Here is an 11,406-nt window from a genome sequence, read left to right on the forward strand (position 1 = left end):
AGAGGCGGTGCGACCGCCTCAATGGATGTCCTGGTACATCGTGGCCGGCAATTCGGTCAATGCCTGGGCCTCGACCTCAAGGTCGAAACTGTCCGGGCAGCAGCCGCAGCCGCTGTTTTCCGAACACGTGCGGATCTGCGGCGCCCAGCGGTCGAGCCAGGCGAACAGCAGGTCCTGTTCGCCTCGCTGGTCGGCTAGCGCGGTCACGGTGACGCGCCGCAGCGGCATCAGACCTGCACGCCTTCGCGTGCGGCGATGGTGTGCACGTCCTTGTCGCCCCTGCCGGACAGGTTGCACAGGATCAGCGCATCCTTGGGCATCTCGCGCGCGAGCTTGATCGACTGCGCCACTGCATGGCTGGATTCGAGTGCGGCCAGGATGCCTTCGGTATGCGCCAGCAGATGGAAGGCGGCCATCGCTTCGTCGTCGGTGATGCCCTGGTAGACCGCACGCCCGCTGTCGGACAGGAACGAATGCTCCGGGCCCACGCCCGGGTAATCCAGGCCGGCAGAAATCGAATGGGTTTCGGTGATCTGGCCGTCGTCGTCGCAGATCACATAGGTGCGATTGCCGTGCAGGACGCCGGGGCGCCCGGCCGCGATCGACGCCGCATGACGGCCGCTGGCGATGCCGTCGCCGGCCGCTTCGGCGCCGTAGATCTTGACACCTGGGTCGTTGAGAAAGGCATGGAACAGGCCGATCGCATTGCTGCCGCCGCCGACGCAGGCGCTGAGCGCATCCGGCAGGCGGCCGAAATCTTCCAGCATCTGCGCGCGCGCTTCACGGCCGACAATCGCGTTGAAGTCGCGCACCATGCGCGGATACGGATCCGGACCGGCCACGGTGCCGATGATGTAGAAGGTGTCCTGCACGTTGGTGACCCAGTCGCGCATCGCTTCGTTGAGCGCGTCCTTGAGCGTGGCCGAGCCGGAGGTCACCGGTATCACGGTCGCACCGAGCAACTTCATGCGGTAGACGTTGATCTTCTGCCGCTCGATGTCGGTGGCACCCATGTAGACCACGCATTCCAGGCCCAGCCGCGCGGCCACCGTGGCGCTGGCCACGCCATGCTGGCCGGCGCCGGTCTCGGCAATGATGCGGGTCTTGCCCATGCGGCTGGCCAGCAAGGCCTGGCCGATGGTGTTGTTGATCTTGTGCGCGCCGGTGTGGTTGAGGTCTTCGCGCTTGAGCAGGATCTGCGCGCCGCCCACTTCACGGCTCAGGCGCTCGGCGTGATAGATCGGGCTGGGCCGGCCGACGTAGTGCTTGAGATCCTTGTCGTATTCGGCAATGAAGGCCGGATCCTGGCGCGCCTGGTCGTAGGCGGCAGACAGCTCCTGCAAGGGGCCGATCAAGGTCTCGGCGACAAACCGGCCACCGAACTTGCCGAAGTGGCCGGCAGCGTCCGGATAGGCGTAAAAGTCACTGATGGGCTGGGCCGACATGGGAATCCTCTGCAGCGATGCGGTCGTACATGAGGCATTACTGTAGCGCAGCCACGGCGTGCGATAAATCGATAAGATTGCCGCAACCTGTGATCTGGACTCACATATGAGCACACTGCTTCCGCCGCTGGCAGCGCTGCGCGCGTTCGAATCCGCCGCACGTCTGCAGAGCGTCAGCCGGGCCGCGCAGGAGCTGCACGTGACCCATGGCGCCATCAGCCGGCACGTGCGCTCGCTGGAACAGGCGCTGGGCACGGCGCTGTTCACCCGCCAGGGCCGCGGCCTGGTGCTCACGCCTGCCGGCGCCAGGTTGCGCGATGCCACCGGCGAAGGCTTTGCGCTGATCGGCGACACCTGGGCAGCGTTGCGGCGCCCCACCAGCGAGGCGCCGCTCGTGCTGGGCTGCTCCGGCAGCCTGCTCGCGCGCTGGGTCATCCCGCGGCTGGGCCGGCTGCAGCGGGATCTGCCGCAGCTGCGCCTGCACTTGTCGGCCAGCGAACAGGCCCCCGGTCCGGACCTGGATGGCCTGGATGCGGCCTTGCTGCTGGACACCCCGCCGTGGCCAGGCGAGTGGCAGGTGCACGAGCTGGGCGTGGAGTGGATCGGCCCGGTGCTGAGCCCGCAGCTGGCATCGGCCACCCGGCTCGATAGCAGCGCGGCGACCGCCCTGCTCGACCACGCCTTGCTGCACACCCGCTCGCGCCCGCAGGCCTGGCCGGAATGGGCGCAACGCCACGGCCTGGCACCCGAGGCGCTGGGCTTCGGCACCGAATTCGAACATCTGGTCTATCTGCTGGAGGCGGCCGCGGCCGGCCTGGGCGTGGCGATCGCACCGCAACCGCTGGTTGCCGCGGACCTGGCCGCCGGGCGCCTGCTGGCGCCCTGGGGCTTTACGCCGACGCGCGGCCGCTGGGTGCTGTGCGCCGCAAGGCGCAACCCCGATCAGCGCATCGAACAGCTCGCCGGCTGGTTGCGTAGCGCACTTTCAGAAGATCAGCAGCGCACCACGGATGCCGCAAGCGCCTAATCGGAACTCTCAAATCGCCCCGATCGACGAAACAAGGGGGCCAAGCAATCACCGGGAAATCGAAGACCTCAAGAGCAATCAAAACAACGAAGCAGACTGCCCGCTCCGATTCCCCAATCCCGATTCCCGATTCCCGCCCCCCCAACTCACCCCATCTCGTGACAATCGGCCCGGCGCACTTCTTCGACGAACTTGCGCATCATGTGGCCGTCCTTGATCCCCGGCGCCAGCTCCACGCCGCTGGACACGTCCACGCCCCACGGCAGCGTCGCCACGATCGCATCGAACACGTTGTCGGCGGTGATGCCGCCCGCCAGCAGAAACGGGCGATGCAGGCCGGTCGGCAGCCGCGACCAATCGAAGGTCTTGCCGGTACCGCCACCGGCGCCGGGCGCATGGCTGTCGAACAGGAAACCGGCGGTATTGGGATAGGCGAGCTGCAATGTCCGCGCGTTGGCGTCCTCGCCGTTCATGCCGGTGCTGCCCATCGGTATGGCCTTGAGATACGGCAGGTTGAAGCTGCGGCAGAACGCGTCGTCTTCCTCGCCATGAAATTGCAGCAAGGTCGGGCGCACGGTACGCACCACTTCGCGCACTTCTTCCTTGGAATTGTTTCGGAACAAGGCCACCACATCGACCATCGGCGCGGTGGCCTGGCGCATTGCGCGCGCCTCGGCCGGCGCCACGCGGCGCGGGCTGCCATGCGCAAAAATGAACCCCACCGCGTCCACACCCAGCTCGCCGGCCAGTCGAATATCACCGGCGCGGGTCATGCCACAGAACTTGATACGGGTGCGGTACAGCGATCGATTCATTGGGTTACCTCAGCGGGCAGATGCCACTCTGCGGGATACAACGGCCCGATGAAGACCAGACCTTGTGGCGGCGCTGTCGGCCCGGCCACCGTGCGGTCGCGACCGGCCAGCAACGTCGCGATCCAGTCGCCCGGTTGTTCCCCGGTTCCGATCAGGATCAGCGAGCCAACAATATTCCGCACCATGTGATGAAGGAATGCATTGGCCTGGACCTGCACCTCCACCACCTCGCCGATGCGTTGCACGCTGATGGCCTGCAGGTTGCGGCGTGCGTGCAAGGCCTGGCATTGCACGCTGCGGAATGCGCTGAAGTCGTTCTCGCCCAATAACGCCTGCGCGGCCGCGTGCATGGCATCGGCATCCAGCGGGCGGCGTTCCCAGCTCAAGGTCTGGCGATACAGCGCCGGGCGTATCTGCCGGTTGAGCAGGCGATACCGGTAACGGCGTGCGCGCGCGGAAAACCGCGCGTGGAAGTCGGCGGCCGCCGGTACGCACCAGCGCACCGCGATCGAGGGCGGCAGGCGCGCGGTGGTGCCCAGCATCCAGCCACGCGGCGCGCGGTGCGCATCGCTGTCGAAATGCACCACCTGGCACTCGCCATGCACGCCGGCATCGGTGCGGCCTGCGCATACCACCTGCACCGGGGCATCGGCCACCGAGGACAGCGCCGCCTGCAGGCTGGCCTGCACGCTCGGCCCACCCTGCTCACCCAACTGCTGCCAGCCCTGGAACTCGCTGCCGTCGTACTCCACGCCCAGCGCGTAACGCATCGGAACCTGCCTGTTATCGAATCGATGGAGCGTGCGCGGACTAGCCGACGGCGCACTCGGACCACACCGCCAGCGTGTTACCGCCCGGCTCGCGGAAATGAAACCGGCTGCCGCCGGGAAAACCGAACACCGGCTTGACGATCTCGCCACCGGCAGCGCGTACGCGCTCGCCCATGGGCTCCAGCGCGTCGGCATACAGCACGATCAGCGGACCCGCATCTGCCGACGCTGCCGCAGTGGCGCGATAGAAACCACCGTCCAGACGACCGTCATTGAAGGCCAGATAATCCGGACCATAGGCCTGAAACTGCCAGCCGAACACGGTTTCGAAAAACGCGCGGCTGGCATCCAGATCGAGCGAGGCAAATTCCACGTAATCGATGCGGCGCTCGCGTGCGGCGGCCTGTGCGGCGGCCAGGCTGTCCAGCGCCGGGCTCATGCCAGCCGCTCCAGCAGTTCGGCGGCTTCGGCGCGGGTGGCCTCATCGCCGGTTGCAGCCACCTCCAGCAACAAGCCACGCGCGGTGTCCGTGTCGCCGAGATCCATGTAGGCCACGGCCAGTTCCAGACGATCGCGGCCTGCAGAGACGAACCCCCTGGTGCTCACCGCGCTGGGCGCAGCGGCCGGGGCGATAGGCACCGGGTCGATCTCCGGGCTGTCCTGCGTGGCGACCGAGGCAAGCGGCACGCCCGGCGCGCGATCGCTGCCGGCGCGCGTGGCGTCTACGTCCTGCGGCTGGCCGTACGGAAGCTCCGCAGGCGCGGACCTCACCTGCTCCGGCACCGGTTCCTCAGGCGCAACGAACTCCGGCTGCACCACCGGAGGCGCTGGCGGCGTCGCACGCAGCGAGCGCCAATCCTCGCTGGCAACCACCGGCGGCGCTGCGACAGGCTCGGACAGCAGCGGTTCGCGACGCAACACATCGGACAGCGGCTGTTGCGCCTGGTAGGCGCGCTCGTCTTCGCGCAGGTCGGCCTGCTCGAATTCGGTTTCATGCAGCACATCGTGCTCGCTGGGCACGGTGGCCTGTGCATCGTCCTGTAGCGCCGTGGCGCCGGCAGGCACGATGTCGAACTGACGCTGCGGCAACGGCGGCAGCGGCGAGGGTTTGCGCCGACGTGCCGCCAGCCAGGCGACGACCGCCGCGACGATCAACACCAGCCCGCCAATCAACCACAGTGGAAAACCGCCACCCTGCTGTGCCGCGGCCGGCGTTTCGGACAAGCGCTTCTGCGCGGCCGCCAGGTCGGTGTCCTTCATTGCGATCAAGGCTTGCTGTTGCTGCTTGAGCTTTTCCAGATCGGCCACGCGGGTGCGCAGATCCTGCAATTCCGCATCGCGGGTGGCGATGTCTTCCCTGGCCTGTTGCAACTGTTGGTTGGCCGCCATGTCGCCCTCGCCTTCGGCACTGGTGCCGGACGTGGCGCCGGCGGTGTTGGTCTGACTCGCCACTGCCGGGGCGATCTCGAGCCGCGCGCCGGCACCTGCCGACGTCGCAACAGCTGCGGCAGGTGCCGGCGTTGCAGCAGTGGCGCCGGCCTCGGCCGGCTGTGGAACCGCCGCGCGCGCCTGTCGCCACTGCGCGGCCTGCTCGCGCACCATCACTGCCGCTTCGGCAGCGCCGACCTGCGCCAGCGCATCTTCCTGCGGGGTGCGCAGCACCGCACCCTGCTTCAAGCGATTGATGTTGCCGTCGATGAAGGCATCCGGGTTGGTGCGCAGCAACGCCAGCATGGTCTGGTCGAGCGAATGCCCGTTGGAACGGGCCACGGCGGCAGCGATTTCGGACAAGGTCTGGCCCGAGCGCACCGCCGGCAGCGCATCGCCGGCCGGCGCCGGCGCGGCTACGCGCGTGCCGGAACGCGTGCCGGGCGCCACTGCGTCGGCAGCCTGCCCGGCGTGTCCGGCAACGGCTGCGGGCGCGGCGGCCGGCTCACGTGCGATGGCATTGCTGGCCCCGGCGCGCGGCGCCTCGATGGCAGGCCCGGCGATCGCAGCCGCGGTATTGGGCGCATCGACCAGTGCGGAATACTCGCGCACCAGCCGGCCCTGGCCCCACTCCACCTCGATCAGGAAGTTGATCGCCGGCTGGTCCACTGCCTGGCTGCTGGTCACGCGGATCACCGCACGCCCGCGCGCGTCCTGCGCGAACTGGAACTGCAGGTTGCTGACCAGGCCCTGCGGGCGCTCCAGGCCGACCCGTGCAAACGTGGTGGCCGATGCCAGCGCCACGCGTGCGTTGTCGAGTTCGCCCGGCTCGTTGGAGATGACCGGAATCTCGGCCACCAATGGCTGCCCCGGCCGGGACAGCACCCGGATATCGCCCAGGCCCAACGCCATCGCAGCGCCGCTGCAGGCCATCAGCAGCAGCGCACCTACCCCTTGTATCGGACGCATCGCGCCCCCGCCCCTATGTTTCATGGGCATCAATATAGCCGCTGCATGGGCGAAAAAGTCGGCGCCCCCCCGCGCAGAGCGCGCATGCCGTGGCGATACCGCGATGCGACATCCATGCAGCAGGCCATCGGCAGCGCGTTGGCAGGAGCGCACTTGTGCGCGATGAGGCTTCACCGGGACAGCTTCATCGCGCGCCAGCGCGCTCCTACGGCTACCCGTGGTCAGCCTTCCTGCGCGACCAGCTCGGCCAGCTGCACGGCGTTGAGGGCGGCGCCCTTGCGGATGTTGTCCGAGACGATCCACAGGTTCAGGCCGCGCGGATGCGACAGGTCCTCACGGATGCGGCCGACGAACACCGCGTCCTTGCCGGACGCGTGCGTGACCGGCGTCGGGTAGCCGCCAGGCTTGCGCTCGTCCACCACTTCCACGCCGGGCGATGCGGACAGCAGCGCGCGCGCATCATCGACGGTGATCTTGTCGCGGGTTTCGATCGCCACCGCTTCGGAGTGCCCGTAGAACACCGGCACGCGCACGGCGGTGGGGTTCACCTGGATGGAGTCATCGCCCAGGATCTTGCGCGTCTCCCAGACCAGCTTCATCTCTTCCTTGGTGTAGCCGTTGTCCTGGAAATCGTCGATGTGCGGAATCAGGTTGAAGGCGATCTGCACCGGGAAACGCTGCGGGTCGATCTGCTGGAAGCTCAGCAGCTCGCTGGTCTGCTTGCCCAGCTCTTCCATCGCCGAACGCCCGCCGCCGGAGACCGACTGGTAGGTCGCCACATTGATGCGCTCGATGCCGTACTTGCGGTGGATCGGGCCGAGCGCGACCAGCATCTGCATGGTCGAGCAATTGGGGTTGGCGACGATGCCGCGCGGGCGCTGCTTCAGCGCTTCGGGATTGACCTCCGAGACCACCAGCGGCACGTCGTCGTCGTAACGGAACGCGGAGGAATTATCGATCACCACCGCGCCGGCGGCGGCGAACTTGGGGCCGTACTCCTTGGACACGCTGCCGCCCGCGGAAAACAGCGCGATGTCCACGCCGGTGGGGTCGAAGTCGGCCAGATCCAGCACATCGACCTTGCCGCCATTGAACTCGACCTGCCCGCCGGCCGAGCGCGCCGAGGCCAGCGCGTACAGGGTGGCGACCGGGAAGTTGCGCTCGGCCAGGATGCTCAGCATGGTCTCGCCGACAGCGCCGGTGGCGCCCACGACCGCGACGTTGAAACGACGGTTTTCGTTGCTCATGAGATTGTCTTTATCGAATGGGGAAAGAGGGGAACGCGCTTGCGCAGTGGGTTCGGGGAACCTCCAAAGCTGGCCGCGGAGGTTCCCTATCGTTTGGTCGTGGTGGTTTTGCCGGCGCCGGTGTTGGTCGCTTCGCCATCGCGCTCGCCGGCCTGTTTGGCAGCGGCCACCGCATCGGCATTCAGCGCGCTCGGCGGATGGCCGGCATTGGGGCCCTTGCCCAGCGCGGCAATCAGGTTGTCCACCGCCAGCTGCACCATCGCGCGGCGCGTGGCCAGGCTGGCGCTGCCGATATGCGGGGTGAGCACGACGTTGTGCAGGGCCAGCAGTTCGGGACGGACCGCAGGTTCGCCTTCATAGACATCCAGGCCGGCAGCGGCCAGGCGCCCATTGGCGAGCGCATCGGCCAGCGCGATTTCATCGACCAGGCCACCGCGCGCGATGTTCACCAGCGTGGCGCTCGCGCGCATCTTGCCCAGCGCGGCGGCATCGATGATGTGGTGCGACTCCTTTGTGTACGGCAGCACCAGGACCAGGTGATCGGACTGCGCCAGCAGCGTGTCGAAGTCCACGTACCGCGCGCCGAGCGCCTGTTCGGTGGCGGCCGGCAGCTGGCTGCGGTTGTGATACAGCACGCGCATGCCAAAGCCGTGCGCGCCACGGCGGGCGATGCCCTGCCCGATCCGGCCCATGCCCAGGATGCCCAGCGTGCTGCCGTGGATATCGGCGCCGAGCATGGTCTTGAACGACCACTGCCCCCACTGCCCGTCGCGCAACCAGCGCTCGGCTTCGGTGATGCGGCGCGCGGTGGCCATCAGGACTGCAAAGCCGAGATCGGCCGTGGTCTCGGTCAGTACATCGGGCGTGTTGCTGGCCAGGATGCCGGCTGCACTGAGTGCGTCCAGATCCAGGTTGTTGTAGCCCACCCCGACATTGGCGATCGCACGCAGCCGCGGCGCGGAGCCGATTTCCGCCGCGCCGACACGCTCGTTGAGGGTGATCAAGGCACCGTCCAGCGATGCCAGCCGCGCGGCCAGCTCGGCCGGCGAATACGCGCTGACGCGCTCGGTGGTGGTCAGCTCGAAATGCTCGCCCAGCTGCGCGACGACATCGTCGAACAGCGGCTGGCTGACCCACACCTTGGGGCGCGTTGTTTCAGACATCGACCTGACCAGGAATACGTGGCGCCACCTCGCCGACATCGCCGCACTGGGCGCGATGACGCAAGGCCTGATCCATCAGCACCAATGCCATCATCGCCTCGGCGATCGGGGTGGCGCGGATGCCGACGCAAGGGTCGTGGCGGCCGGTGGTGATCACATCGACCACCGCGCCATCCGCATCCACGGTCGCGCCGGGCAGGCGCAGGCTGGAGGTTGGCTTGAGCACCATCGAGGCGGTGATCGCCTGGCCGGTGGAAATGCCGCCCAGGATGCCGCCGGCATGATTGCTGAGGAAGCCTTCCGGGGTGATCAGGTCGCGGTGCTCGGTGCCCTTCTGCGCGGCGCTGGCGAAGCCGTCGCCGATCTCCACGCCCTTGACCGCGTTGATGCTCATCAGGGCGGCGGCCAGTTCGGCATCGAGCTTGCCGTAGATCGGCTCGCCCCAGCCCGCCGGCACGCCGCCGGCCACCACGTCCACGCGCGCACCGACCGAATCGCCGGACTTGCGCAGCGCGTCCATGTAGGTTTCCAGCTCCGGCACCTGCTCGGCATGCGGCCAGAAGAACGGATTGTCCTCGACCGCATTCCAGTCGAAACCGGTCGGGCGGATCTCGCCCAGCTGCGATAGAAATCCGCGCACCAGCACGCCGTAGCGCTGCCTGAGCCACTTCTTGGCGATCACCCCGGCGGCCACGCGCATGGTGGTCTCGCGCGCGGACGAGCGCCCACCGCCGCGCGGATCGCGGATGCCGTACTTCTGCCAATAGCTGTAGTCCGCGTGCCCGGGACGAAACTGCTGGGCGATGTTGCTGTAGTCCTTGCTGCGCTGATCGGTATTGCGGATCAGCAGGCCGATCGGCGTGCCGGTGGTGCGGCCTTCGTAGACGCCGGACAGGATCTCGATATCGTCGGCTTCGCGGCGTGCGGAGGTGTGCCGGCTCTTGCCGGAGGCACGCCGCTGCAGATCGTGGGTGAAGTCTTCCGGCGCGATCTCAAGGCCCGGCGGGCAACCGTCAACCACGCAGCCGATCGCCGGCCCATGCGACTCGCCGAAGGTGGTGACCGTCAACAGGCGACCGAAACTGTTACTGCCCATGACGGCATCCTCTCAACATTGCAGCAGGTGGCGTGGCGCGCAGCAGGCGCGGCAGATGACGTACCGCCACCAGCATCGGCGCCACCGCGAACAGGCCGCTGAACACCAGCGTGAACACATCCAGCCCGTGACGCCCACCGAGCAGCCAATCGGCGAGCAGGTACAGCGCAACGCCGACGCCGACCAGCAGGCCCAGTGCCACGACCAGCGTGCGGCGCCGATGCGCGCGCAATGCCGCATCCGGACTGACCACCACGATCCAGGCCGAGACCAGGCCGAAAAACGCCATCAGGCCAAAACCGATCTCCGCCGCCGCGCTCAACCAGCGCTGTTGCCAGGGACCGCCGTACATCGGGTCGAACAGGCGGTACACCACGTCGATCAAACCGAGCGGAATGCCGACGCCGAAGATGGACACCGGCAGCAGCAACAGCAGATCGCCCAGCTGCGGCCGCGTTGTGGACGACTCAGCGCGCACTGGCCAGCTCGGCGATGCGCGCGCCGTGCGCGATCAGCTCGCGGCATTCGACCGCGAAGATGCCCATCTGCCCGACCTTGAACTCGACCCAGGCCAGATCCACTTCCGGCAGCAGCTTGATCAGATGCTGCTCGGACTCGCCGACCTCGCAGATCAGCAGACCGTCCTCGCTGAGGTGCTGCGGCGCATCGCGCAGGATCTTCAGCACCAGATCCAGGCCATCGTCGCCCGCGCGCAACCCCAGCTCCGGCTCGTAGGAATACTCCTGCGGCAGCGCGTCGGTTTCGTCGTTGGTGACATACGGCGGGTTGGTGACGATCAGGTCGTACTGGCGGCCGCCCAGCCCGGCGAACAGGTCCGACTTGAGCAGGGTGACGTTGTCGGCATGCAGGCGCACCTTGTTTTCGGCGGCCAACGCCAGCGCGTCGTCGCTGATGTCCACGCCGTCCACGTCCCACTGCGGGTTGTAGTGGCCCATGGCGATGGCGAGACAGCCCGACCCGGTGCACAGATCCAGCGCGCGGGTGACTTCGCGGCCGCCCAGCCAGGGTTCGAAGCCGACTTCGATCAACTCGGCGATCGGCGAACGCGGCACCAGCGCGCGCGCATCGCTCTTGAAACTGAGCCCGGCGAACCAGGCCTCGCCGGTCAGGTACGCCGCCGGCACGCGCTCGTTGATGCGGCGCTCGAACAGGCCCAGCACCTGCTCCTTTTCCGAACGCAGCAGGCGCGCCTGGCCATACGCCGGGCCCAGATCGTGCGGCAGGTGCAGGCTGTGCAGGACCAGCTGGGTGGCCTCGTCCAGCGCATTGTCGTAGCTATGGCCGAAAGTCAGACCGGCTGCATTGAAACGGCTGGTGCCGTAGCGGATCAGGTCGATGATGGTGTGCAGTTCGTCGGCCGCGGCGGCAGTCATGGCAACAACTAAAGAGGAATCGGCCCCCGATTATAGAGGTCGGATCGGTATC

The 11,406-nt window shown here is 67.7% G+C and carries 12 protein-coding genes; 1 reads left to right on the forward strand and 11 read right to left on the reverse strand.

All coding sequences use genetic code 11. The features are described from left to right. Positions 1-18 precede the first annotated feature (18 nt). Together EO141_RS09160 and trpB are read right to left on the reverse strand one after the other, a co-directional pair. Positions 19-228, reverse strand: a complete 210-nt coding sequence (locus EO141_RS09160) for a hypothetical protein (RefSeq protein WP_127169016.1) — start codon at positions 226-228, stop codon at positions 19-21. After that, complete coding sequence (gene trpB, locus EO141_RS09165) at positions 228-1,445, reverse strand: tryptophan synthase subunit beta (RefSeq protein WP_104648020.1); 1,218 nt, start codon at positions 1,443-1,445, stop codon at positions 228-230. Before trpB ends, EO141_RS09160 begins: the two co-directional genes overlap by 1 nt. 106 nt (positions 1,446-1,551) lie before the next feature. On the opposite strand from trpB, the gene EO141_RS09170 reads away from it, so the two are divergent. After that, on the forward strand, positions 1,552-2,472 hold the full coding sequence (locus EO141_RS09170; protein ID WP_127169017.1) for a LysR family transcriptional regulator: 921 nt from the start codon (positions 1,552-1,554) through the stop codon (positions 2,470-2,472). Positions 2,473-2,618: 146 nt separating this feature from the next. Here the strand turns inward: EO141_RS09170 and EO141_RS09175 are convergent, their stop codons facing one another. The 9 genes from EO141_RS09175 to prmB all read right to left on the reverse strand — a co-directional run bounded on the left by EO141_RS09175 (position 2,619) and on the right by prmB (position 11,354). Next, on the reverse strand, positions 2,619-3,287 hold the full coding sequence (locus EO141_RS09175; RefSeq protein WP_104581949.1) for a phosphoribosylanthranilate isomerase: 669 nt from the start codon (positions 3,285-3,287) through the stop codon (positions 2,619-2,621). Then, positions 3,284-4,057 carry a tRNA pseudouridine(38-40) synthase TruA gene (gene truA, locus EO141_RS09180; protein ID WP_104581948.1) on the reverse strand — a complete coding sequence of 258 codons (774 nt, stop codon included), beginning with the start codon at positions 4,055-4,057 and terminating at the stop codon, positions 3,284-3,286. The genes EO141_RS09175 and truA overlap by 4 nt, the downstream gene beginning before the upstream one ends. A 40-nt stretch (positions 4,058-4,097) precedes the next feature. Then, entirely contained in the window at positions 4,098-4,496 is a 399-nt protein-coding gene (locus tag EO141_RS09185; RefSeq protein ID WP_127169018.1) for a VOC family protein, read from the reverse strand. Further along, complete coding sequence (locus tag EO141_RS09190) at positions 4,493-6,454, reverse strand: FimV/HubP family polar landmark protein (protein ID WP_164739136.1); 1,962 nt, start codon at positions 6,452-6,454, stop codon at positions 4,493-4,495. Before EO141_RS09190 ends, EO141_RS09185 begins: the two co-directional genes overlap by 4 nt. 221 nt (positions 6,455-6,675) lie before the next feature. Continuing rightward, a complete protein-coding gene (locus EO141_RS09195; RefSeq protein ID WP_016903697.1) occupies positions 6,676-7,701 on the reverse strand; it encodes an aspartate-semialdehyde dehydrogenase in 1,026 nt (341 codons plus the stop codon). Positions 7,702-7,787: 86 nt separating this feature from the next. Beyond that, positions 7,788-8,864: a D-glycerate dehydrogenase gene (locus tag EO141_RS09200; protein WP_127169019.1), complete on the reverse strand. Its 1,077-nt coding sequence runs from the start codon at positions 8,862-8,864 to the stop codon at positions 7,788-7,790. After that, positions 8,857-9,960 (reverse strand): chorismate synthase, encoded by a 1,104-nt coding sequence (gene aroC, locus EO141_RS09205; protein WP_104648025.1) that lies wholly within the window; start codon positions 9,958-9,960, stop codon positions 8,857-8,859. Before aroC ends, EO141_RS09200 begins: the two co-directional genes overlap by 8 nt. Then, entirely contained in the window at positions 9,950-10,438 is a 489-nt protein-coding gene (locus EO141_RS09210; RefSeq protein ID WP_126943934.1) for a hypothetical protein, read from the reverse strand. The genes aroC and EO141_RS09210 overlap by 11 nt, the downstream gene beginning before the upstream one ends. Then, positions 10,428-11,354: a 50S ribosomal protein L3 N(5)-glutamine methyltransferase gene (prmB, locus tag EO141_RS09215; protein ID WP_127169020.1), complete on the reverse strand. Its 927-nt coding sequence runs from the start codon at positions 11,352-11,354 to the stop codon at positions 10,428-10,430. The genes EO141_RS09210 and prmB overlap by 11 nt, the downstream gene beginning before the upstream one ends. Positions 11,355-11,406 lie beyond the last annotated feature (52 nt).

Origin of the sequence: Xanthomonas sp. BRIP62415, assembly GCF_003993515.1 — a bacterium.
GTDB classification, from domain to species: domain Bacteria; phylum Pseudomonadota; class Gammaproteobacteria; order Xanthomonadales; family Xanthomonadaceae; genus Xanthomonas; species Xanthomonas euroxanthea.

Excerpts from the sequence above, each read along its gene's own strand:
- EO141_RS09170 (WP_127169017.1), top strand. The coding sequence starts at position 1,552 with ATGAGCACACTGCTTCCGCCGCTGGCAGCGCTGCGCGCGTTCGAATCC.
- trpB (WP_104648020.1), bottom strand. The coding sequence starts at position 1,445 with ATGTCGGCCCAGCCCATCAGTGACTTTTACGCCTATCCGGACGCTGCC.
- aroC (WP_104648025.1), bottom strand. The coding sequence starts at position 9,960 with ATGGGCAGTAACAGTTTCGGTCGCCTGTTGACGGTCACCACCTTCGGC.
- prmB (WP_127169020.1), bottom strand. The coding sequence starts at position 11,354 with ATGACTGCCGCCGCGGCCGACGAACTGCACACCATCATCGACCTGATC.
- EO141_RS09160 (WP_127169016.1), bottom strand. The coding sequence starts at position 228 with ATGCCGCTGCGGCGCGTCACCGTGACCGCGCTAGCCGACCAGCGAGGC.
- EO141_RS09200 (WP_127169019.1), bottom strand. The coding sequence starts at position 8,864 with ATGTCTGAAACAACGCGCCCCAAGGTGTGGGTCAGCCAGCCGCTGTTC.
- EO141_RS09190 (WP_164739136.1), bottom strand. The coding sequence starts at position 6,454 with ATGCGTCCGATACAAGGGGTAGGTGCGCTGCTGCTGATGGCCTGCAGC.
- EO141_RS09175 (WP_104581949.1), bottom strand. The coding sequence starts at position 3,287 with ATGAATCGATCGCTGTACCGCACCCGTATCAAGTTCTGTGGCATGACC.
- EO141_RS09195 (WP_016903697.1), bottom strand. The coding sequence starts at position 7,701 with ATGAGCAACGAAAACCGTCGTTTCAACGTCGCGGTCGTGGGCGCCACC.
- truA (WP_104581948.1), bottom strand. The coding sequence starts at position 4,057 with ATGCGTTACGCGCTGGGCGTGGAGTACGACGGCAGCGAGTTCCAGGGC.
- EO141_RS09185 (WP_127169018.1), bottom strand. The coding sequence starts at position 4,496 with ATGAGCCCGGCGCTGGACAGCCTGGCCGCCGCACAGGCCGCCGCACGC.